This is a genomic window from Luteibacter anthropi (genome assembly GCF_011759365.1).
Lineage (GTDB): Bacteria > Pseudomonadota > Gammaproteobacteria > Xanthomonadales > Rhodanobacteraceae > Luteibacter > Luteibacter anthropi.
In genome coordinates this window covers 397,213-419,425 of record NZ_JAARLZ010000003.1, presented here as the reverse complement: position 1 = coordinate 419,425, position 22,213 = coordinate 397,213, and the positions used below count along the sequence as shown (strand labels likewise).

25 protein-coding genes are annotated in these 22,213 nt (G+C 63.0%); 6 read left to right on the top strand and 19 right to left on the bottom strand.

Annotated elements, in window-relative coordinates; all coding sequences use genetic code 11:
* Nucleotides 1-83 precede the first annotated feature (83 nt).
* Nucleotides 84-389, top strand: a complete 306-nt coding sequence (locus HBF25_RS07445; protein WP_013391827.1) for a helix-turn-helix domain-containing protein — start codon at nt 84-86, stop codon at nt 387-389.
* 4 nt (nt 390-393) lie between these two features.
* Here HBF25_RS07445 and HBF25_RS07440 read toward each other — a convergent pair whose 3' ends face one another.
* From HBF25_RS07440 to HBF25_RS07400, 9 genes are all read right to left on the bottom strand, one after another.
* Nucleotides 394-1,284: a LysR family transcriptional regulator gene (locus tag HBF25_RS07440; RefSeq protein WP_013391826.1), complete on the bottom strand. Its 891-nt coding sequence runs from the start codon at nt 1,282-1,284 to the stop codon at nt 394-396.
* A 231-nt stretch (nt 1,285-1,515) separates the two neighbouring features.
* A complete protein-coding gene (locus HBF25_RS07435) occupies nt 1,516-1,800 on the bottom strand; it encodes a CopK family periplasmic copper-binding protein (protein ID WP_003090336.1) in 285 nt (94 codons plus the stop codon).
* 128 nt (nt 1,801-1,928) lie between these two features.
* On the bottom strand, nt 1,929-2,840 hold the full coding sequence (gene copD / locus HBF25_RS07430) for a copper homeostasis membrane protein CopD (protein WP_425483444.1): 912 nt from the start codon (nt 2,838-2,840) through the stop codon (nt 1,929-1,931).
* Between the two features lie 19 nt (nt 2,841-2,859).
* Nucleotides 2,860-3,246, bottom strand: a complete 387-nt coding sequence (gene copC, locus HBF25_RS07425) for a copper homeostasis periplasmic binding protein CopC (protein ID WP_008063308.1) — start codon at nt 3,244-3,246, stop codon at nt 2,860-2,862.
* 141 nt (nt 3,247-3,387) lie between these two features.
* Nucleotides 3,388-5,826, bottom strand: a complete 2,439-nt coding sequence (locus tag HBF25_RS07420; protein ID WP_425460460.1) for a heavy metal translocating P-type ATPase — start codon at nt 5,824-5,826, stop codon at nt 3,388-3,390.
* Nucleotides 5,827-5,981: 155 nt separating this feature from the next.
* Complete coding sequence (locus HBF25_RS07415; protein ID WP_013391823.1) at nt 5,982-6,254, bottom strand: DUF2933 domain-containing protein; 273 nt, start codon at nt 6,252-6,254, stop codon at nt 5,982-5,984.
* Between the two features lie 33 nt (nt 6,255-6,287).
* Entirely contained in the window at nt 6,288-6,701 is a 414-nt protein-coding gene (locus HBF25_RS07410; RefSeq protein ID WP_425483443.1) for a DUF411 domain-containing protein, read from the bottom strand.
* A 109-nt stretch (nt 6,702-6,810) separates the two neighbouring features.
* Nucleotides 6,811-7,791, bottom strand: a complete 981-nt coding sequence (locus HBF25_RS07405; protein WP_013391821.1) for a copper resistance protein B — start codon at nt 7,789-7,791, stop codon at nt 6,811-6,813.
* 25 nt (nt 7,792-7,816) lie between these two features.
* Complete coding sequence (locus HBF25_RS07400) at nt 7,817-9,721, bottom strand: copper resistance system multicopper oxidase (protein ID WP_013391820.1); 1,905 nt, start codon at nt 9,719-9,721, stop codon at nt 7,817-7,819.
* A gap of 253 nt (nt 9,722-9,974) precedes the next feature.
* Between HBF25_RS07400 and HBF25_RS07395 the strand changes: the two genes are divergently transcribed.
* Together HBF25_RS07395 and HBF25_RS07390 are read left to right on the top strand one after the other, a co-directional pair.
* Nucleotides 9,975-10,667 (top strand): heavy metal response regulator transcription factor, encoded by a 693-nt coding sequence (locus HBF25_RS07395; RefSeq protein ID WP_003097513.1) that lies wholly within the window; start codon nt 9,975-9,977, stop codon nt 10,665-10,667.
* The gene (locus HBF25_RS07390) at nt 10,648-12,075 is read left to right on the top strand and encodes a heavy metal sensor histidine kinase (RefSeq protein WP_425483442.1); all 1,428 of its coding nucleotides are present in this window, start codon (nt 10,648-10,650) and stop codon (nt 12,073-12,075) included. The genes HBF25_RS07395 and HBF25_RS07390 overlap by 20 nt, the downstream gene beginning before the upstream one ends.
* On the opposite strand, the gene HBF25_RS07385 is transcribed toward HBF25_RS07390, so the two are convergent.
* Genes HBF25_RS07385 through mobH form a run of 3 tightly spaced genes read right to left on the bottom strand, consistent with a single transcriptional unit; the run spans nt 12,035 to nt 14,424 of the window.
* Entirely contained in the window at nt 12,035-12,292 is a 258-nt protein-coding gene (locus HBF25_RS07385; RefSeq protein WP_013391817.1) for a heavy-metal-associated domain-containing protein, read from the bottom strand. The two genes, HBF25_RS07390 and HBF25_RS07385, sit on opposite strands and share 41 nt — an antisense overlap.
* Nucleotides 12,293-12,325: 33 nt before the next feature.
* Nucleotides 12,326-12,550: a hypothetical protein gene (locus HBF25_RS22125; RefSeq protein ID WP_034012201.1), complete on the bottom strand. Its 225-nt coding sequence runs from the start codon at nt 12,548-12,550 to the stop codon at nt 12,326-12,328.
* On the bottom strand, nt 12,547-14,424 hold the full coding sequence (gene mobH, locus HBF25_RS07375; RefSeq protein WP_016445100.1) for a MobH family relaxase: 1,878 nt from the start codon (nt 14,422-14,424) through the stop codon (nt 12,547-12,549). Before mobH ends, HBF25_RS22125 begins: the two co-directional genes overlap by 4 nt.
* A gap of 299 nt (nt 14,425-14,723) precedes the next feature.
* Between mobH and HBF25_RS07370 the strand changes: the two genes are divergently transcribed.
* Genes HBF25_RS07370 through HBF25_RS07360 form a run of 3 tightly spaced genes read left to right on the top strand, consistent with a single transcriptional unit; the run spans nt 14,724 to nt 15,903 of the window.
* Complete coding sequence (locus HBF25_RS07370) at nt 14,724-15,041, top strand: type II toxin-antitoxin system PrlF family antitoxin (protein WP_013391814.1); 318 nt, start codon at nt 14,724-14,726, stop codon at nt 15,039-15,041.
* Nucleotides 15,041-15,499 (top strand): type II toxin-antitoxin system YhaV family toxin, encoded by a 459-nt coding sequence (locus HBF25_RS07365; RefSeq protein WP_013391813.1) that lies wholly within the window; start codon nt 15,041-15,043, stop codon nt 15,497-15,499. The genes HBF25_RS07370 and HBF25_RS07365 overlap by 1 nt, the downstream gene beginning before the upstream one ends.
* Before the next feature lie 26 nt (nt 15,500-15,525).
* Complete coding sequence (locus HBF25_RS07360; protein WP_013391812.1) at nt 15,526-15,903, top strand: DUF3742 family protein; 378 nt, start codon at nt 15,526-15,528, stop codon at nt 15,901-15,903.
* 15 nt (nt 15,904-15,918) lie between these two features.
* Here the strand turns inward: HBF25_RS07360 and HBF25_RS07355 are convergent, their stop codons facing one another.
* From HBF25_RS07355 to HBF25_RS07325, 7 genes are all read right to left on the bottom strand, one after another.
* A complete protein-coding gene (locus HBF25_RS07355; RefSeq protein WP_013391811.1) occupies nt 15,919-17,436 on the bottom strand; it encodes a conjugal transfer protein TraG N-terminal domain-containing protein in 1,518 nt (505 codons plus the stop codon).
* A gap of 13 nt (nt 17,437-17,449) precedes the next feature.
* Entirely contained in the window at nt 17,450-17,821 is a 372-nt protein-coding gene (locus tag HBF25_RS07350) for a hypothetical protein (protein ID WP_013391810.1), read from the bottom strand.
* Nucleotides 17,818-19,212 (bottom strand): integrating conjugative element protein, encoded by a 1,395-nt coding sequence (locus HBF25_RS07345; RefSeq protein ID WP_013391809.1) that lies wholly within the window; start codon nt 19,210-19,212, stop codon nt 17,818-17,820. Before HBF25_RS07345 ends, HBF25_RS07350 begins: the two co-directional genes overlap by 4 nt.
* A 9-nt stretch (nt 19,213-19,221) precedes the next feature.
* A complete protein-coding gene (locus HBF25_RS07340) occupies nt 19,222-20,172 on the bottom strand; it encodes a TIGR03756 family integrating conjugative element protein (protein WP_003116802.1) in 951 nt (316 codons plus the stop codon).
* The gene (locus HBF25_RS07335) at nt 20,169-20,615 is read right to left on the bottom strand and encodes a TIGR03757 family integrating conjugative element protein (protein ID WP_003116803.1); all 447 of its coding nucleotides are present in this window, start codon (nt 20,613-20,615) and stop codon (nt 20,169-20,171) included. The genes HBF25_RS07340 and HBF25_RS07335 overlap by 4 nt, the downstream gene beginning before the upstream one ends.
* Nucleotides 20,616-20,778: 163 nt before the next feature.
* The gene (locus HBF25_RS07330; protein WP_003116804.1) at nt 20,779-21,273 is read right to left on the bottom strand and encodes a JAB domain-containing protein; all 495 of its coding nucleotides are present in this window, start codon (nt 21,271-21,273) and stop codon (nt 20,779-20,781) included.
* A 175-nt stretch (nt 21,274-21,448) separates the two neighbouring features.
* On the bottom strand, nt 21,449-22,213 hold the full coding sequence (locus HBF25_RS07325; RefSeq protein WP_003116805.1) for a DsbA family protein: 765 nt from the start codon (nt 22,211-22,213) through the stop codon (nt 21,449-21,451).

Here is a 22,213-nt window from a genome sequence, read left to right as displayed (position 1 = left end):
CAAGGATGGAAAGTCTTCATGATAGCTAGTTTGAGTTAAACTTAACGTGGTTAAATTGTCGGGACTGTTCGACGCTTCCAAGGATGGAGAAGCGAACTGTCCGACGAGGCCGTCCCCCAGGCACTACCACTTTCGACGCCGAGCCAGCGTTGGCATTCGGAGCGGCCGTTCGTGTCGCCCGCCTGACGCAAGGTATTGCTCAGGAAGAACTGGCTGCGAAAGCAGGGATCGAGCGATCGCACATGGGCAAAATAGAGCGTGGGGAGCACATGCCCACTCTCGCTCTGATCTTAAGAATCGCCGCCGGACTCAAGCTTAGTGCTGCGGAACTCGTCAGCGCAGCCGAACGCAATCTTCGTGCTGCGGCGCACGATTCAGATGGGCATTGACGCTTTAGTCATCCGGAGGTCCTCGCAGACGTTCCATGAAGCGATCCAGCGAAACCGATGAGTTGCTGCTTTCTGGCCGAAGCAGATAGGTTGTGATTACCGCCGTGTCCTGCGCCAGAGGGCGAATCACCACGTCCGGCCTCTGGCTGATGGGAATCTTGGTCGCTGTCATGAAACCAATCCCATAGCCTGCGCCGACCAGCGTTAGCATCATGTCCAGCGACGACACTTCTTCGACAACGTTGAGCCTGTGTTCCAGAACCTGTAGCAGCCGATTTAGTTCTCGGCAGTAGCCTTCGCAGGCCAGTTTGTCGCACAGAACCAGTGGGTGACCCTGAAGTTCGTTGAGCGGAACTTGCTTGTGCGCAAGAAGCGAGTGCCGCGCTGGCACGGCGATCACAATCGGGTCTCGCCAGATCGGTTCAGCCACGATGCCTTCGCCAACATCCGCCGCGTGTGCAAATCCGATCGTGAAGTCGCCAGACCGTAGGCCCCGTATCTGCTCGGTCAGCGGTACCTCGGAGAGACGTATCTCGACCTCGGGCTCTTCCGCGCGGCAACGAGCTAGGAACGCCGATAGTCGTGGGTCCATCGCACCATCGGAAATTGCAATGCGCAGGCTGCCCCTCAGGCCCGCGGCAATGGCTCTGGCATTCTCACGCGCTTGCTCCAGGACAGTGAAGAGTCGGCGGGTGTCCTGCAAGAATGCCGCCCCCGCCACGGTCAGCCGTGTACCCCTGCGGTCGCGGTCAAACAGCGTGACCCCAAGCTCATCTTCCAATTCCTTGATCGCGCGAGACAAGGGGGGTTGCTCTATATGCAGCCTCTCGGCCGCCCGCGTGAAATGCAACTCCTCTGCCAAGACGACAAAGCATCGTAGATGACGCAACTCCATAAATCGGGCTCCTCGCAGGTTCTCATTCGCGCAAGATGTCCCGTGGACGAATCACGGTGGATGTGGAGGCTGGATCCATTCCAGGGAAGTTGATGCGCTTGACATCGCAAAAACTGGCATCTTGAGCGCTCGTGGTTGCTCGTGACGCGTCCCAATCGCGCGCGCCCAATCGGGGCGCGCGTCTCTGTCACACTGTGCAGAAGCTTTGAAAAGCACCGCACACCCGCGGCGTCATCCGCCGTGCTCTTTTTGTAGCAGCGAGCCGAGGCGAGCGACTTCATTGCTGGTGATCGCGATGTTGCGCCCATCCTTCGTCGACACCGAAGCCCCGACATTGAGATAGACGGCGCGCCCGAAGCGGCTTTCCTGTGCCATCTTTCCGTCCTTGAAGATGTACAGCGTTCCCCCGTCAGCCAAGGGAACCATCTCCTTGGCTGCTTGGGCTGCTGCATGACCGGCGAAGGCTGGCACGGAGAGAGCGCTCAACAGGGCGGCAATGACAATTTGCGATTTCATGATCGACTCCTTTGTAAAAACGACGACAACTTGCGCCGCGTCGTTAAATGTAGAAGCAGGCGGTCTACAGAGGGCTTACCCGTGCATTACATTCAATTCATGCGCTGTCATCTGCCGCCCATGAAGGATTAGGTTCCAGTGGGAGACAAGATGCCAAGCCATGCAACGCTCGCCAGAACCAAAACGGCCAAGGTTGCCTCCGTGAACAGACTCTGCCTAAGCTTGATGACTGCCTGTGCGCGATTGCCTGCCTTCAAAGCTGCCTCCAGGCTCGGGCTCAACCGATACCGATTGGCAGCAGCCAACGCCAGCATGCCTGCGAAAAGCAGGAGCTTTACCATCAGCAGCCGGCCATACAGCGTCGAGATGAGCGGATCAAACGATGGTCCGGCGATCAACAGGTAATTGAGAGTTCCACTCACGACGAGTGCAGCCACGATCGCTGTACCTATGCGAGCAAAGCCATTCGACGTCCGACTGAGGACCGCTACCGGGTCTTGCGCGACATCCCGCTTGTGGGATGCCAGCATCAAGAACGCCAACAATGCGCCCACCCAAGCGCCCGCTGCCCAGAGGTGGGTGATATCCGACGCAAGATGGATGTAGCCGCGAACGCCGTCGTCCATGGCGCCGTGGCCTGCCCACGCAAGGGTCGCCAGCGCCACGCCGGTGGAGAGCGCCATCACTGCAAATCGCAAGGTAGCGTTCAATTTCAACATTGCGACGAGCACACACACCAACAGCGCGAGGATGCGAATGCACCAGGCGATGCCCATGTGCGTGCCCGTAATGAGCATGTCGAAAACGTGCGTTGACAGCTCCGCGTAGCTTTGGGCGCCGGACATGGCCTTGGCCATGACCGTCATGCCCCACATCGACAGGGCAATGCCGATGGCAGCGGATGCGCCAATGAGGACGCGATAGCGGCGCGAGATCGTCGAGGATCGCTCGTCGTTGCCCAAAGCATAGAGTCCGAACATGGCGACGCCAAACGCCGCCGCCAGGTCCAGATAAAGCGCCAGGCGCAGGACGATGGTCAACCAATCCCCGGCCATGGGCTTACTTCACCTTGAAGGTGACGTTACCCGTGATCGGATGCGTGTCCGAGGAGACGGCACGCCATTCGACGCGATAGTCGCCGGGCTGGAGCGCCTGTGCTGGCGTGATGACCATGGTCTTGCCGTCGCCGGCACCCGCGACGCTGGCGTTGATCTTCATCGGGCCATGGCTCGCCATTCCCGGCATGCCAGTCATGACAAGGCTCGCGGCGGAGAACTGCGGCACCAGCGTTTCGGAGAACTTCAGCTCGATGGTGGCTGGCGCGGAAACCTGCGACTTGTCGGCTGGCGTTGAAGACACCAGCGAAGGATGCGCGAATGCGGCGGTGGCGAACAGACCAGCAGCGATCGGCGCGACGAGCTTGGCGATGAAATGTGAACGGGTCATAGAGATTTCTACCTTGATGTGTGAGGAGTGGTTTAAGAACGAAGTGCCGAGATAAGGCTTGCACCTTCGCAACGGCGTGGAACGAAAGAAACGGTTCGCTGGGCGATAGCAGGCTCCTGTAGGTTCAGAAAGAAAATCCGGTCACAGTCGGCTCGCTCTCAGGCGCAAGGCGTTGCCAACGACCGACGCCGAACTCAGGCTCATCGCCAATGCTGCGATCAGCGGCGACAGCAGCCAGCCCGTGAGGGGATAGAGAACCCCGGCGGCGATGGGGATGCCCAGCGCGTTGTAGAGGAAGGCGAACATGAGGTTCTGCTTCATGTTGCGCACGGTACTCACCGAGAGCGTGCGAGCGACAGCGATGCCACGCAGGTCGCCCTTGACCAGCGTGACCTGGGCGCTGTTCATCGCCACGTCGGTCCCCGTTCCCATGGCGATGCCCACGTCTGCCTTCGCCAAGGCCGGCGCGTCGTTGATGCCGTCTCCGGCCATGGCGACGATGCGTCCTTCTTTCTGCAGCCGCTCGATCAACATGAGCTTGTCCGCCGGCTTGACCTCACCATGCACCTCGTCGATGCCTAGGCGTGCACCGACGGCTTTGGCGGTGGTCTGCCCGTCCCCGGTGGCCATGATGACCCGCAGGCCCGCAGCCTTCAACGCGGCCAGGGCCTCGGGGGTGCTGCCCTTGACCGGATCGGATACGGCGAGCAAGCCCGCGAGCTGCCCGTCCACAGCCAAGTACATGACGCTTGCCCCTTCGCCGCGCAGAGCTTCGGCCTGGGGTACGAGCGGTTCCACCGATACGCCAGACTGTTCCATCAGCACTGTGTTGCCCAACGCGAGTTGCCGGTGCTCAACCTTTCCGCGCACGCCGATGCCGGTTCCCGATTCAAAGCTCTGAGGCTTCACGAGTTGGAGGCCCTGGGCACGCGCGGCCTGCACGATGGCGTCGGCCAGGGGGTGTTCACTGCCCTGGTCCAGGCTGGCCGCAAGACGCAGCACCTCATCGTTCGTAAAGCCGGGTGCTGCGACGACCTGATCGAAAGCAGGTCGGCCTTCGGTCAGGGTTCCTGTCTTGTCGATGACGAGGGTATCGACCTTGCGAAGATTCTCGATCGCCGCGGCATCGCGGAATAGCACGCCCTGCGTGGCGCCACGGCCCGTTGCGACCATGATCGACATCGGCGTGGCCAGACCCAGCGCGCACGGGCAGGCGATGATCAGAACGGCCACCGCATTGATGAGTCCATAGACCCAGGTGGGCTGCGGCCCGAAGAATCCCCATACAAAGAGCGTCGTGACCGCAATGGCAACGACGGCCATCACGAAGTAGCCGGCAACGACATCGGCCATGCGTTGCATCGGCGCCTTGGAACGCTGCGCCTGGGCGACCATCTGGACGATCTGCGACAGAACGGTGTCCGAGCCGATCCGCTCCGAACGCATGACCAGCGCGCCGCTGGTGTTGAGTGTGGCCCCGATGACCTTGTCGCCCGCGCGCTTGCTTACGGGCAGCGGTTCGCCGGTCAGCATGGATTCGTCAATCGAGCTGCTGCCCTCGTGCACGATGCCATCCACCGGCACCTTCTCGCCGGGTCGGATGCGCAGCAGATCGCCGACGTGCACATGGCTGAGCGGCACGTCTTCCTCGCTGCCGTCCGCATTGATGCGCCGCGCGGTCTTGGGCGCCAGCCCCAGCAGCGACTTGATGGCCGCCGAAGTCTGGGAGCGCGCCTTGAGTTCCAGCACCTGGCCGAGCAGTGTCAGCGAGATGATGACGGCGGCGGCCTCGAAATACACGCCGACCCGTCCCATGGACATGAAGGAAGCTGGAAACACTTCCGGCGCAACGGTTGCCACGACGCTGTAGATGAATGCCGCACCCGTTCCCAGGCCGATCAGTGTCCACATGTTCGGGCTGCGGTTGACCACGGACAGCCAGCCGCGGGAGAAGAAGGGCCAGCCGGCCCACAGCACGATCGGCAACGACAGCACCAACTCGACCCAGCTCTGTGTAGCCATGTCCATCAGGTGTAGCCGCTCGCCCAGCATCGCCAGCGCCAGGACCACGAGCGTCAACGGCAAGGTCCACCAGAAGCGACGCGAGAAGTCACGCAACTCCGGGTTGTCGTCGTCGAGGTCGGGCAGCAGAGGCTCCAGCGTCATCCCGCACTTGGGGCAGATTCCCGGATGATCCTGGCGGATCTCCGGGTGCATCGGGCAGGTGTAGATTGTTCCGGGTGCGGTTGGCGATGCCGCCGGGGCCGGTGAAATCGCGGTGCTGGCATGGTGATGCGGTGCATGGCCGCTGCCTGTGCCTATGCCCGCGCCACCGCTGGCATATCGCGCCGGATCGGCGTCGAATTTGGCCTTGCATCCGGTGCTGCAAAACAGGTACGTGTTCCCCAAGTGCGTGGAGCGGTGCTCCGACGCCGCCGTGACCGCCATCCCACACACCGGATCTCGTGTCGAGGCATCGGGCTGCGAGTGGCTTGAGGGCCCGCCCGCATCGTCACTTCCAGCATGGCTGGCGTGATGGTGGTGGGTATGCGTGCCGGACGTTGTGGCACCCGCCGCCATGCCTGCGTGCTCATGTCCTGAAGACTTGCTGGGTGAATTCATAGTGACAAGTGCCCTCCGCCGTTAACCGTTGGTGTCTGGTGATCGCAGCAGGCCGCACGCGCGCAAGGAGACAAGCGCGGCGTCGCGTGCTCGCACGGTGCGAGTGCCTCGACTCATTGCTTCTGCTCCTTGGAGGCTGCGGCACCTTCCTCACCCTGACGCGCGGCATGATCGTGTCCGCCGTGGCCGTGACCACGGTGCATGAACAGGTGCATCAGCGGACAAGCCGCCAGCAGCAGGAAGGGGAGATAGCCGGCAACATGTGCCGTGTGCTCCTTGAGCAGGAAATACGCGGCGACAGCGGCGATGATGAGGAACGCCACGCCGTAGCGCGATCGCCAGAACCGGGGACGATCGCTGGGGGTATGTGTGTGCTGATGCTGCATGGCATATCTCCACGGAGAAGGGTTGATGGATGGTCAGCGATGCGACTGATAGACCGTGCTGCTACCGTTTTTCCCGATCAGCAGCACGTCGTAGGCGTCCTTGCGTCCACCATAGGCCGGACCATCCATGCCGGGCGAACCGACCGGCATGCCGGGCGCCGCAAGGCCGATGGCCTGCGGGGCTTCGCGCAGCAAGCGTTGAATGTCCGAGGCAGGCACATGACCCTCGATGGCATAGCTGCCGATCTGCGCCGTGTGGCACGAACCGTACTTCTGCGGGATGCCCAGCCGCGTGCGCGCTGCCGTGTTCCCGGTGTCGAGAACCTGCACATCGAAGCCTGCGCCTTGCAGGTGTGAGACCCAGTCCTTGCAGCATCCGCAGCTCGGGTCCTTCCAGACCTTGGCAATCGGTCGGCTCTGCGCCAGGCTCGGTCCTGCGAGTGCCATCACCAACAAGCCAGCGATCAATGCCTGGCGTCTCGGCACTTTGCCCTGGCTTCTGTCGTAGTGCATGTTCATAGATTGCCTCTCATCAGATGATCAAACCCGCTAGGTTCTAGAACCAGAATCGCACGCCAGCCACCCAGCGCGTCTGCTGCGCGCGGCCGCCTTCGGCACGCACATAGTCCGCGGTGCGTCCGAAGCTGCCCGCCCGTTCCACGCCGATATAGGGGGCGAACTGGCGACTGAATTCATAGCGCAGGCGCAAGCCAGCAGACGCTTCGGCCAAGCCCTTGCCGATACCGCGTTCCGGGTCGTCCTTGCCATAGAACTGCAACTCGGCGCGAGGCTCCAGAATCAGTCGCTGGGTCAGCAGCAGCTCGTAGCTGCCTTCGACACGCAGCGCCGTACGTCCGCCACTTCCCACGTAGCCCGTCGCCTCCAGCTCGAACCAGTAGGGGGCGAGGCCCTGGATGCCGAAAGCCAACCATTGACGGCTCGGGCCTTCGCCGTTATCCACCCGAATGCCGAGCTGGGTGTCCCAGTACGGTGCGACGGCGTGCCCCCAGAGAAGCTCGGTACGCGATTCTTCGAGCTTTCCTTTGGCGATATCGCCTTCGGCCTTCACGACGGCCTTGTTGTAGGTCGTCCCATACCACGCCTGGAGGTCGTAGGCCGTGGAATCGTCCCCTTTGCGCGTGAAGCGGCGTTCCAGGGTTTCGCCGCGCAACGAGAAGAACCTGTGTTCGTCGGCCAGCATCAGCCGCGGCACACCGGGTACGGCGTAGTCGCCCGATCCCAATGTCAGGCCATTGGAGTAGCCATGCGGATCGCGGGCGTCAGGAGGCGCCGACCCGCCCTGCATCTGCATGTTGCCGTGATCCATGGCCGGGGCCGCGGTCGAGCCGCTCGCCGACGCCGCGTGACCCGCGTGCGGGTCGGCGGCAGGAGCCACGGTCTGAGTGGATGGCGCGGCCGTTTGAGAGTCGGCCTGGCCGTGCGCAGCATGGTCGTTCTGTGCTTGTGCCTGTGCGGCGACGCTTACCAGGGCCAGTAGCGTCGTGGCCAGTGCGCGAGTGGGGAGTGCTTTGGACATTCTTGGTCTTCCTTGTGCGCTGGGTTCAAGACACCACGACTTCGCGGAACATGCCGGCATCCATGTGGAACATCAGGTGGCAGTGCCACGCCCAGCGGCCGAGCGCGTCGGCTGTCACCAGGAAGCTGATGCGTTGTGCCGGCTGCACCGGCAGGGTGTGGCGGCGCGCAAGGAAGCGACCGTCGGGGCTTTCCAGCTCGCTCCACATGCCGTGCAGGTGCATGGGATGGGTCATCATGGTGTCGTTGTGCAGAATGACCCGCAGCCGCTCGCCGTGTTTGAAGTGCACCGGCGTGGACTTTCCGAACTCCAGCCCGTCCAGGGACCATGCGTAGCGTTCCATGTTGCCCGTGAGGTGCAATTCGACCTCCCGGCCAGGGCCTCTCTTGTCCAGCGGCCCCGACGGGGTATGCAGATCCGCGAGGGTCAACACGCGCCGACCGTTGTTGCGCAGTCCAATGCCGGGGTCATCGAGGTTGGTGCGCGCCATGTCAACGCGCATGTCCGTGCTGGCACCATACTCGGTGCGAGCGTGGCGGGCAGTAGTGCTGGGCACGGCCAGTCCCCCCGCAGCCGCGGCGTGTTGGCTGTGATCCATCGCCATGCCACCGTGGTTCATGCCAGCCATCGCCCCATGATCCATCCCGGACATCGAACCCGAGCCCATCCCGGTCATCCCGGTCATCCCGGTCATGCCCGTCATGCCCGTCATGCCCGTCATCCCGGTCATCTCCATGGCCTGGCCGGACCCGCCATGGTCCATGCCCCCCATCATGCCGCCCATCATGTCGTTCATGGTCAGCCATTCGACCGGATCGAGGGCAGGCACGGGAGCTTGAAGACCTTCACGCACGGCCAGCGTGGCACGCGCGTAGCCTGTCCGGTCCATCGCCTGGGCGAAGATCGTGTAAGCGTCATCCCGTGGCTGGACGATCACATCGACGGTTTCGCCCGGACCGAATCGGAACTCATCGACCGTCACCGGCTCCACGTCAACACCATCGACGTGCACCACCGTGAGTTTCAGTCCGGGAATGCGTACGTCGTAGAAGGTGTTGCCCGCACCGTTGACCATGCGCAGCCGCACGCGCTCCCCCGGTCGGAACAACGCCGTCCAATTGCCGGCGGGGGTGACGCCGTTGGCCAGATAGGTCAGCGTGGCGGCGGACAGATCGGCGAGATCCGTCGGATTCATCCGCATCTCGTTCCACATCTTGCGCTTGTCGATCGCAGCGGCCATGCCGTCGCGCGAGGCGTCCCGGAAGAAGTCGAAGACGGTAGGTTGGTTGTAGTTGTAGTAGTCGCTTTGGGACTTGAGCTTGGTGAACACCCGCATCGGGTCTTCGTCGGTCCAATCCGAGAACAGCAGCACGTGGTCACGGTCGGCGCGGATGGTCTCGGCGCCAGCGGGGTCGATGATGATCGCCCCGTACATGCCCGTGAGTTCCTGGAAGCCGGAGTGCGAGTGGTACCAGTAGGAGCCGCTTTGCTGAACCTTGAAGCGGTACGTGAAGGTCTCGCCGGGAGCGATGCCTTTGAAGCTAATGCCCGGCACGCCATCCATCTGATACGGCAGGATGATCCCGTGCCAGTGGATGGATGTGGCTTCACGCAGCTTGTTGGTCACACGGATTGTGACGGTGTCACCCTCGCGCCAACGCAATGTCGGTGCCGGCAGCGAGCCGTTGATGGTCGTAGCCACGCCTGGCTTGCCCGTGAAGTTCACGGGCGATTCGGCGATCACCAAGTCGAACTCGGTGCCTTTTAGCACAGGGGCGGCACCGCGCGTCGCGGAGCCTTGCTGGGCAAATGCCTTGAACGCCGGCGTGGACAGCCCAGCGAGAACGCCGCCGGCGGCTAACCCTTGGACGAAACGCCGACGAGAAAGGCCCTGTGGGGGCACGATAAAAAAGGGTGAACGAGGCGGCATGGCCTGAAATCCTCCATAGATGACTCGGAAGTCGTTCTAAACGCCACCCCATCCTGAGCGGCACAGTTCGACGCAATGCAGGTCATGCTATGGGTTGGGCACTTTCCACCGAATGACCCTTGAATTACATTCATGTAATGTTCGTGTCATGTTCGTGGAAGCTGGCAACCAGTAAATTGCTGATTGAAGTGGATGAATGCGTACATCGTGAGCGGCTATTTTTCTGCGCCGCAGCGATTTCATGGGACATGCGATGAAACTGCTGGTCGTTGAAGACGAGAACAAGACGGCGGATTACGTCCGCCAAGGTCTCATGGAGGCGGGATTCGTAGTGGATCTGGCGCGCAACGGATTGGACGGACACCACCTGGCCATGGGCGAGACATACGATCTGGTGGTCTTGGATGTCATGCTGCCGGATGTCGATGGCTGGCGCATCGTGCGTGCCCTTCGAGATGCCGGTAAACAGGTCCCTGTACTCTTTCTGACGGCGCGTGGCGGTGTGGACGACCGTGTCAAGGGATTGGAACTGGGAGCGGACGACTACCTCGTCAAGCCATTCGCCTTCTCTGAGTTGCTGGCGCGGGTGCGGACGCTGCTGCGACGCGGAAGCGCTCCGAGCCAGCCTGATCGCATCCAGGTTGCCGATTTGGTACTGGACTTGGCGCGCCGACGTGCAACGCGCGCTGGCCAACGCATCAATCTCACCAGCAAGGAGTTCGCGTTGCTTGAGCTCCTGGCCCGTCGCCAGGGGGAAGTCCTTCCACGTTCTCTGATCGCGTCGCAGGTATGGGACATGAATTTCGACAGCGACAGCAACGTCATCGATGTAGCCATCCGCCGCCTACGCGCGAAGATAGACGATGCGTTCAATCCGAAGCTCATCCACACCGTGCGTGGAATGGGATACACGCTCGATGCGCCCGATGATGCCCCTGCGCCATAAGCCGCGGCAAAGCCGTCCAGCGTCGCTTGCATTGAGGGTCACGGCCCTGGTTGGTATCGCCACGACCTTGGTGTTTCTTGTGTTCAACTGGGTCATTCTCCGGTCGTTGGAGCACCACTTTGCTCAACAGGATGCCCACGAACTGGAGGCAGTGACAGCCGCTTTGGCTCAGCCCTTGCACCAGCTTGCAAGTGACATCGCAAGCGACGAACTGAAGCAACACTTGGCCAACGCAGTCGCAGGACATCATGGGATGACGTACGGCGTCTACGATGGGTCTGGCAATAGCATCTATGCCACGCCCGGTCCTGACCTGTCGAAACTTGACAGTAACAAAAAGTTGGTGAACCGCATCACCGCTGACGATTTGATCGTGTGGCACGAGGATCAGAGGTCATATCGAGGTGTGGTGGTACAACTGCCTGCTGACGATTCAGCGGCGTCCGGCTACCGCATCGTCGCCGCCATGGACATCGGCTTTCATCTCGACTTCCTGGCGGAGTTCAAGCGCATGCTTTGGTGGGCAACCGGCTTGGTCATGTGTCTGGCGCTCGGTGTGGCTTGGCTGGCGGTGCAGTGGGGCCATCTGCCGATTCGCAAGGTCAATGAAGAGATTCGGGCGATTCGCTCTTCAAAGCTGGATGTGAGGTTGGATCCTCGGGATGTGCCGATCGAACTGGCGGAACTGGTATTTGCCTTCAACGATATGTTGGCGAGAATCGAGGAAGGCTTCACCCGGCTATCACACTTTTCCGCAGACATAGCGCACGAGTTGCGCACGCCCGTCACCAACCTGGTCACGCAGACTCACGTAGCGCTTGGCCAGCCGCGCAGCAACGAGGAATACAGAGAAATCCTCTATTCAAATTTGGAAGAGTTTGATCGGATGGGACGCATGATTGGAGACATGCTGTTTCTTGCCCAAACGGAAAATGATCCCCGCAACTTGCGCTTGTCTACAATTGATCTGTCCGAATTGGTGCGGAGTCTGTTCGACTATTTCGAGGCGCTGGCAGAAGATAGCGGCATTACGCTTGGCGTTAAAGGGGCGATCGGCAGCATAGCGGCGGATCGGGAAATGCTCACCCGGGCGCTGAACAATCTTCTCTCGAACGCAATTCGACACACTCCTCGCGGGAAGAGCATCACGGTCTTGCTCTCGCAGGATGAGCAGTGGACAACGATCAGTGTGGTCAATCCCGGTGAGAAAATTCCTGAGCCCGATCTACCAAAGCTCTTCAATCGATTCTACCGAGTTGATCCGGCACGGCAACGAAATACGGCGGGCGCCGGTCTTGGCCTTGCCATCGTGAAATCGATTGCGGAGGCGCATGGTGGTTCTGTTGCCGTGACCTCCAGCGAGCTTGTCACAAGATTTGACTTGGCACTGCCCCATCTGCGGCAGTAGTCCGGGTGAGCTTCGGTGCCGGATAGCCGCATTCGGAGATGCAATGGCGCAGATCCTTGACCCTGAGGCATCGCTCGTCGAGATGAATCGTTGCGCTTCCCGCAACATAGTTGGCATCCGCATTATGGACGCCGTGAAGATACAGCAGCTTGCGGCGCACTCCCTCACCGCTCAGGCTCGATACAAGCCCTCCGACTTCAACGTTGATCGACTTCATGAATGCTCTTTCCTGTTAGCTGTATTTGTGGTGTCAAGGAGCGAATCGGCCCGAGTCCAGACAGTCCTGCGAGAACTCGAAGACAATCTCCCGGTCGGGAGCGATGACCTTATGCTTCTTGCCGGCGTAGTGCAGCCCAGAGACGGGAGAGGCGCTGCCTTGTTCCATCATCGCTGCGCTCATCGGGCCTTTGGCTCTGTCTGAATAAAGGTGCGCTTTGGCGGCAATAGACTGCCCCGGCGAAATTGAGGAGGTCATGTTGACGCCCCTTGCTTTCCTGAAGTCTGTTCGCAGTGTCTGGTCTCACCCAACAGGGATAGATAGGGATTGCTCGGAGGCGTTTCCGAGAAAAGCAGGCTCGGATCTTCCAGAAGGTATCCATGCAGACGGCGGGATTTTCTAGGCCCGGTTACTTCACAGGTCCAGATGTTCAGGCCGTTCGGTTGCTTGCGATGCAGCTGCAGCCTCTCGAAGCGCTTTTGTATCCACTGCCAGTCTTGCTGGCTCTCCTGCTTGGCCAGCGCGCTGACTTGCGGATGCTCCTGCGCATAGCGCTGGAATACGCCGGGGCTGACCAGGTAGGCGGTGCCGCTCGCGGTATGCACGAGCGCTTTCGCGTCGTTGATGATGAGCCGGCGGGAAGCGATGCCTTGTTTCAGCCACGCCATGAAGTGCTCTCCGGATGGCGCTGTCGTGGGCTTGGGCGCTGGGGACGAACGCTGAGGTGCGGTCAAGGTCGTCGCTTCAGTACGCGCGGCAGACACCGGCTCCGAAGGTGCTTCAGCGTCCTGCCGGGTTGCGGGTGAATTCACCATGCCCACCATCGAAAGCATGTCTTCCATGGCGTCGGGCAGCGGTTCACCTTTCGCTGGACGAGAGGGGTTACCTCCCTCCCATGGCGGAACCTCTTGGCCCTCCGAGGCTGACTGCGCTCCGGCCGGCGGAGTAGTGGCTGACACATCGGGCCCTTTGTCCGTGGCCGCCGCGTCGATCGCCACTGTGCCGGCGAACAGCGCCGGCCTCTCGCTTGGCTCCCAGATCAGCGCGGGCCCGAGGCGCAACAGCGTGAACGAGTGACACCAGCCGGTGGAACTGGTCACGGTCGCGCGCCAGATCGCCTTGCCGTCGGGCGTCGGCTGCAACATGCCGTGATCCTGGAGGACGTTGAACACCGCGGTGTTGTTCGCAGGAATGCCGTCAACGCCTTGGGACAGCAGGTGCGCACGCAGTTTGTCCGATACCGTCTTGCTCACCAGCCACAGCGCGTCCTCGGTGAGCCAGCCATCGGAGGCTTCCGGCTGGTTCAGCTTCAACTGTTCCTTGAGCAGGTAGCGCAGCCCGTCGAGCAGCTTGCGTTGCAGCGCGTGCTTGGGAGCGGCCATGGCGCGCGCCGGATCGCCGCCCAGTTCCTGGGCCACGGAAGCGCGGTCGGCCTGCACGACCAGTTCGCCCAGCACACCGGCGTGCTCGTACTGGCCGGCCAGGACGTAGAGCAGCGGTCCCCACAGGTCGGGATAGCCACTGAGCCAGTCCAGGAGTTGGGTGTCCAACAGTTGGCGGTAGAGCAAGCCCGTCGCCGCGCTGTGCAGGTGGTATTCGCGATCGTCGCGGTAGCGGAAGCGGTACGGCTGGTGCAGCGGACCGTACCACGGGTGCCACAGCGAGCCATCGGCCAGTTCGACGTGCAGATCGACGGCGATCTTGCCGATGTCGTGCAACAACGCGGCATAGGCGACTGCAGCAGTCCAGGCCTCAGCCTGCGCAGCCTGGTCCTCGGGGCTTGCGCCGATGGGAAGCAGATGGGACTGCCGCAGCTTCAGACTGTAGGCGACGATTTCCAGGCCATGGTCCAGCATGCCGCCGGGGTAAGCGTGATGATGCGCCTCGGAAGCCGGGAAAGCCTGGACCAGCTCGGCGTAGCGTTCCAGTGGCGCCCGGTACAAGGTGGCGAACTGCTTACGTGAGAGCGACGTGCGCTGCCAGATGTGCTCCAGCAGCTTCTGCCGGCGCGGGGTGGCCAGCAGCGATGCGGCCGACTCGGGCCGCATCAACCCTTTCGGGAGGTCGGTGACCGATGGTGGCGTCGGAGCAGCAGCAACCGCGGGCCGTTTTCGCTGGAACAGAGAGAGCATGCGGGTGTCCTGTCGCGGGCCGAGCGGGGAGGCCTTTTTGCCTTTTCGGGATAGAGCCTTTCCCCTTGCACCCCATTCCCTTGCCATTTCGACCCTTTACAGCCTTTGGGTATAGGGCGACGGGTGCTGACCGTCCACCGCCAATGCGGGTTGCAGCAGGGCCGGATTGATGCAGGAAGGCTGGCTGTTCACGCCCTACGATGGGCCGATTCTTGGACTCGGAGAACGCCGTGAGGCTTCACGTTGACAAAGTAAGGAAATTTCCTTACCATGCGGGTATCGCAATCAGGAGAGCCGCCATGCCTGCCATCCACGAAGTTGCCACGCTGACCTCCAAAGGCCAGATCACGCTGCCCAAGCCCATCCGGCAGGCGCTCGGCGTCGATGCCGGTGGCAAGCTCGCGTTCGATCTGCGGGGCAGCGAAGTCGTCGTCACCCGCGTCGATGCCGAGCATGAGGACCCCGCCATCGGCGCATTCCTGAGCCTGCTGGCCCGCGACATCGAAGCTGGCCGGAACGTCCAGGGCCTGCCCGAGGATCTGGCCCGCGCCATGCTGGAGCATGCTGGCCACGGTCTGGACCTGGACGAGGAGATCGACGGGAAAGTGGAACTCTGATGCAACGGCATGGCTGGACGCTGCTCTTCCACGACTGCGTGATCGAGCAGTTGCAGAAACTGCATGCGACCGCGAGGCGCGCGCAGGAGAACGACCCGACGGGCTTCGAGTCCAATGCCAACGTCAAGCTCTTCCGGGCCTTGAGCCAGTTGATCTTGGATGTGGTGCCAGGCGATCCGGCACGCGACGAGTACCGCCAGGGCAACACCTTGGGACCTGCCCACCGCCACTGGCGAAGGGCCAAGATCGGACGGCGGTTCCGGCTGTTCTTCCGGTATGACTCGAAGGCGAAGGTCATCGTGTACGCCTGGGTCAACGATGAACAGACCCTGCGGTCTTCGGGTAGCAAATCGGACCCGTATGTCGTGTTCGAGAAGATGCTCGGGCGCGGGAACCCACCAGACGACTGGCATGCGCTGATACAGGCAAGCAAGCAGGATTGGAGCAAACTGGAATAGGCATCGCTCAATAGCAGGAGACGACCATGAACACCACGACACGCATCCGTACCGCAGAACGACTCGGCCGCACCTTGGGTCGCGGATGGCGTGCCTACGTGCGCGGCGAACGCCGGGCATCGAGCTGGTTGGTGTCAAAGGGGGGGGCGGCGGCCGGTGCCACCGCGCTCGTGTGGGTGGTCAAGCTGGTTGCGCTCGGGGTGCTGCTGTACACCACCTTCTGGCTGGCGGTGTTGCTACTGCTGGGCGTTGCGGCGGTATGGATGGCTGGCAATTCGGCTAGAGATGAAGACCGCTGGACGCAACAGGATGAATTGCGCAATGGCGAGGCGGGCTTTGGCCTGTATTCTTCCAATGGCCAGCGGCTCGACCCTCACGACCCGAACGATCCGTTCGATGACTGAGGTTTGGCCTGTTTGTCACAGAACCTTGCCGGCTACCTTGTTTACACCTGACCCGGCGCTATCACGCGCTTCCTTGGAGCCGACAGCAAGGTTCTGAGCAATCACCCCAGCCTTAACTCCGACCCACCCCAAAGCAGCGACCCAAAACGTCGGCAGGACCAGAAACATCGTGCCTGTGACGAACATCAGGAGCATGTCGCCGAAGGCGTTGTTCAGCCCCACCAGCGGGTCGAAGTTGGTGTGCGGCCGGTTCCAGCCGAACCCCCAGCCATAAAGTGCGTCCAGGATCGTCGAATCGATCCAGCGCGCAAGCTGAAACCAGAAATCCGTGAAGAACAGCGCGAACTGCACGACGCTGACCGTGACGACCGTCTTCAAGTCATAGGTGCCCACGACCAGCACGAGCGGGATGCAGATTACCAATGCCATCTTGAGCAAGGCGAGCACCATCGGCAGCGCCTGCCGCACGACGTCCATCGCGGGAAACGAGGCAATCGCGCCAACTGCCATTCCAACGTCTCCCGTAGCCCGCGTCACGATGTTTGGCAAGGTCTTGTCGATCTGGCCGCCGTAGTCGGTATAGACGCTGCCTTGGTTCAGCTTCTGCTGCCGCGGTGACGCGATCGCGCGGATCACCGAATTGTCCACCTCGGCCCGGCTCAGGAAGCCAGCCCAGCCCGCCAGGCGATTGAGCAGGCTCGGGTCCACCTGTCCCAGCAGCCGTGCCCGCAGGCCATTGCTGCCATCAGCCCACCATTGCCTGCAGGTCGGGTAGCCACCGCCACTGGATACCTGGGCCAGCCCAGCGTCGCGGTTGCTGTCATAGGGCCAGTCATCGCGCGGCGTGCTGGAGCGATACGTGTCGTAGTACCCGTTCGTGTCGGTGAAGAACCGCGATCCGATCCAGGTCACGTCGTGCATCTGCTGCTCATCAAGTTGAGGGCGCTGCATGAACAATTTGGCCCGTGCAGGCCCATAGCAATCCCGAGAGAAATCCGCTACTTCCTGAGCCAGCACCGGATCATCGATGCGCGTGGCGTCGATCTCCATGCGCATCTGCCGCAGGTCCGTGCCGCACGGGATTGCCGCCACCGAAGCGCCCGTGACGGCGCGCGAGAGCGCGTGCATGAACGCCCACCACACCGGCACCTTCGCCGACTGGTTGTTGATGGTGCTGAAGGACTGCGACCAGCCGGTATCCGCGGGCTGCGCCACGCTGACCTGGCACTGGGCCGAGCGCGAGCTGTCGTACTGGATGGTGTTTAGGTCCACGTCGATGAACGGAATGCCGGCGAACATCACCACCACGATGGCGACGAAGACCCGGTTCTCGATGCGGGCGGCGCTCAGCACGCCTTTATTGCCCTCGTCGGCGCCTTCAGCACGAGCTTTCAACCACTCCTGCACGACGATGGCGACGAAAGGCAGCGCGAATACCCCGCTGGATACGAGGGCCGCCCAGATGCCGTTGTTGACGATCCAGGAAACGAGTGTGAGGTAGTACTCCAGGTAGTCGGTCGTGAAAAGCGTCATGGCCTCGATCCCCTCAAGCGGCCTGCATCAACAAGCTGGCTTCCAGCACGACGATGGCGACGACGCCCGCGATCTCGCTGCGCATCAGGCGGCGCCGTGCCTGCCCATCTGCCCCGTCCTGGTCTTCGCGCGCCAGCAGCCGGCGGCGCATCCAGAGCCACCCGTAAACCGTGGCCCCGTACAGACACAGCCGCCACACGAAGAAGTAGCCCGATGCGGCCGCGAGCCACCGCTCCCATCCGGCCACGCTGCCGACCAGGTAGATGCCGGCGATGTTGGCACCCACCGCAGCGGCGACGAGCACCACCGCCCACAGCAGCGCCGTCGCCGCGCGCCGGCTGAAGAGCCAGCGCAAGGGGCGCCAGGCCATGCGCTCCGCGTTCATGGCCTGGCTCCGGGATTGCCCTTCTGCAACTGGTCAAGGCGGTCGGGTACCGGATCGCCCTCGTAGATGCCGCGCGAGCCGGCCGCCCGCGTGCCGTGGCGCTGGATGATGGCCATCGGCGAGTTGTTCGCCAGTTCGCGCCGCAGCTCCAATTCCGTCTTCAGGTTGCGGATCTCCCGGTCGAGCGTGTCGCTCTCATGGTTCACGGCCTGCACCGCAAGTTCGTTGGCTGCGACGTTGGGCTCCTTCTTGCCCGTGAGCAGCGTGCGTTGGAGCAGGAGCGCCTTCTCCAGCACCGATGACAGCGCCACTTCGGACGCGAGGCGCCGCGCCAGCAGGTCCTGGTCCGGCTCGTCGCGCAGCGCCTCGATCACGCCGCGGGTGATCGGCAGCGACGTGCTGCCGGCCTCGCGCAAGTTCTCGAAGGTGGTATTACGCGTGCCGGAAACCAGCTCCTGCAAGACCTCCAGCTTGGCTTCGTACTCCTCCTGGATCAGCGGCGTCAGCCCGACGCCGGGCACCGTCTCGGTCTTAGTGCAGGAGTCGCACGTGCGCTGCACCTGCTCTCCGAGGGCGCGCGTGGCCCATTCGGTCGCCTGCTGCGGCGACGTCCAGGTCTGGCAGGACAGGCTCGCGCAACTGGTGGACGCGATGGAGGAGGTGTCCGTCACGCCGCGACCGTTGACCAGGTTGTAGCCCGCGCGGGTGACGTCGCCGACCACCCGGATGGCGGACTGGCCCGCGCCACCGGCATTGCTGCCGCCCACCCAGGGCACGCCGTCGTTGCCGCGGCGCGTCTCGGCCTGCTCGACGGCCGATACGGCATCGTTGCTGCCAACCGCGTCACGCAGGGCCATGCCTTCGGCCATCTGGCTCCAGCCAAGCTGGCCACCCGCCGTCTCGGCCATCTTCTCCGCCATGGCGCGGCACGTCAGCTTGGAGCGGTCGAAGTCCAGCCGCGCCTGCAGCACGCCGTTAGTCAGCAGGTTGTACAGGCCCGGATCGGCGCGCTGAATGATCAGCGCCGGCAGCGATGCAACCGCGCTGGTCGCGCTCTGGATCACGTTGCTCATGATCTGCTGAAAGCCGTTCGTGATGCCGTTAAGCTGATTGCGCAGCGTGGTCTGGATGCTCATGTCGCCGCAGATCAGGTTGCTGTTCCACCCCACGCCGACCCCGATGGAACGCATGCCGGCCGCGCGGCCCATGGACACCGCACTGCCACCGCCGATCGAGTACATGACGTCATCGCCGAGGACGGGGCCGCTGTTCTGGTATCCGACCTGCGCCCACGCCATGCCGCAGACCAGAGCGAGCGTGCCGGCCAGCGCCGTCGGGCGCAGCAGGCGGCACGCCTTGGCGGAAAGGTTCATCGGTTCAGGACGCTTCATCGTGGCACCTCAGAGGAAATCGACGCTGCCCAGGAACACCTGACCGCGGCGTTCGCAGCACGCATAGGGACGCCACAGCGCCCAGGCGTAGTCGCCTTGCTGGGCCTGGGTCAGCGTGCCGCTGTGCGGGAACACCACGCAGGTGTTGGACAGGCGCGGCGTCAGCTCCTGCCACTTGCCCGTAGAGGCATCACCCTCCATCAGCTCGCCGGCCGGCCAGTAGCCGTCGCGGGCGTTGGCAAGCAGCGGCTGGTACACGTGGATCTGCCCGCGGCGCGTGACGACATCGCCCGCGCGCTGGGCCACCACAGCCCCGGATTTTTGGTCGTCGGTCTGGTGCAGGAAGCCGCCGCGCGGATAGACGTTGCCCCAGAGATTCATCGTGGTGCGCGCACCGACCTCGCGCATGCCCGGAATCAACGCCTCCGGGTAGGCCATTTCAGGCACGTTGTAGCGCCAAGCCAGCGTGTCCAGCGTGCTGAGTAGATACGGCATGAAGGCCGTGCCCGCGCCTTGGCAGAAATAGCCCGACGACGATGCGAACTGGTTGAATACCTCGCCGCCAGGATGGCCGATGACATCGCTGTTCTTGAATTTGGCGAGGTTGTTTTCGTGGTCTTCGTTCGTGGTCCCATCCCCACCTGCCTGTGCGGATGGGTTGGGCGTGCTCATCGCCTGCACTTCGACCCAGGGGTTCTCCCCGGTGTTGCTGTAGCTGGAGACGACCGCATCGGGCACGTAGTGCCGGACCTTGGTGGACGTGCGCACCGTGCAGCCCGTCCAGGTGCAGTAGAGCCAGTAGCAGATGCCCACCACCCGGTATTCCAGGCAGTCCGGCGACATGACGGAGGACACGATGGTGGCGGTGTTCAGGGCGTAGCTGCCGGTGGCGCTGACCAACAGCAGCGAGGCCACGGCGACGCGCAGGCGGCGCAGCAAGTCGAATGGGCGATGGGTCACGGCTGCGTCCTCCGGTACTGCTCGATGCGGGACACCGCCCGGGCCACGTCCGGCTCGCCATAGACCACATAGCGTTGATCTACCACGACGGCCGGGATGGCGGCGACGCCCAGGCTCCATGCATCGGCGACGCCCTGGTAGGCGGTGCCGATGCGGCGCTGAAGATCGGTGCCGCCTTGGTTCAGTCGTTGCCGGACGATGGCTGCTGCCCGCTCGGGGTCGGCCGGCAGATCCGCGGAAAGCTCGGCCTCGATCCGGGGCGCTTCGTCCAACTCGATCAGCCGCTCGCCGCCGGCGGTCTTGACCGGGTGGCGGCTGTCGGTGACGACCACCACGTCGGCGGCGAAGGTGGCCGGGCTGAACACGGCCAGAGATGCCGGCAGCGCCACGGCCAGGCCAAGGGTTCGCCAGCCTGGTGCGAACCGGGTAAAAGCTGCTGGCATGTCATGCGCCCCGGAAGTTGATCAGGGCCATAGTCAAACGCCGAACCCCACGCGGCCCCAACAAACAATGCGCATCGCGGCCACCCCGCATACCTGCTTGCGTCGCTGCGAAGAAAAAGCGGAGGCCGAAGCCTCCGCGCTGATCAACGAAGCAGTGCAACCTTTACAGCAGGCCGGACTCCGCAAAGGAGAACGGGGCACCCTGGCCGACGATGATGTGGTCCAGTACCCGCACATCGATGAGCGCCAGCGCGACCTGCAGTTGCTGGGTCAGCATGCGATCCGCGCTCGACGGTTCGGAGATGCCCGAGGGGTGCTGGTGGCTGAAGACCACCGCGGCGGCATTCAACTCCAGCACACGCTGCGCGACGACACGCGGATAGACCGATGTCGAGTTGATCGTGCCCCTGAACAACGGCTCGTAGGCCAGCACCTGGTGCATGCTGTCCAGGAACACAGCGGCGAATATCTCATTGGGCTCAGCGACCAGTTTCAGACGCAGGTAGTCCCGCACAGCGGCCGGTCGGCTGAGGCACGGTCCAGCTTTGAAGATCCGTCTCTCCAGCAGCACGATGGCTTGCTGGATGATCCAGTCCTCGTGTTGGGTAGCGATGGCGGAAAGCGACTCCAGGTAGGAGTCATTGACGACGAAAGACATGGCGAACCTCCAGACGGTGAGATCGGAGGGCGCGCGCCCTGGGAGGGCAAGCCCTCCTGGGGAACGAACAAGGTGCATCCATCACCGCGGTAGCGGTGATCGTTCGCGGCCAGGACGCGAGGCGAACGGGTTGCGGTCAGCGCAGCGGACTGCGCCGTAGCCTTGAAGACCGGGGCTACCTGGGCATGTCGCCGACGACGTCGGCAGGCATTTCCGATGTGGGTGTGGTGGCGGGATCGCCGGCGGCGAGCATGTCCATGGCTGACAGCAAGGCATCGCCCTCGATCGGACCCTGCAGCAGGATCGCCTTGCCGCTTTCGCGATCGTGCAGCCGCAGCGACGGCGTGGCGGTCACGCCGCTGTTCGTGGCTTCCGCAGTTTGGGTACGAATCGCCGCGTCGGGCCGCTCGCTCGCGATGCACTGCTCGATGGCTGGCGTCAGGTCGGGGTAGCGCAGGTCCTCGGGCAAGCCCTGGCCGTCGCTGCGCGTGTGGGCATATACCCACTCGACGGCTTGCCAGAAGGTGGCATGCCCGCCGGCTTCGCCGGCGCATTCCGCCAGACGCGCTTCGGCAGAAGCGGCCGGTTCATGTGCGGCCAACGGCAGGTGGTGCCATTGCAAGGCCACGTCGGCATTGCCGGCCACCCAACGTTTGAGCACAGGGAAATAGGACCGGCAGAACGGGCATTCGAGGTCCGCGTACAGCGTCAGTGTGAAACGACCTTCCGGATTGCCCATCTGCCACGGAGGCCCTGCCACCTGTGTCTCGCTGACTGGCGCCGAAGTCTGAGGTGTGGACCCGCCTGGCGAACGGGACACGAGCCAGATCAGCAGCAGCGCAACCAGCACTGCAGCCAACGCCCACGGCCAGCGGGTCCCCCAGCGCCGACGGCGGAACGCCTGCACCTGCATCGGGATGGAAGGATGTTTGTGTTCCAT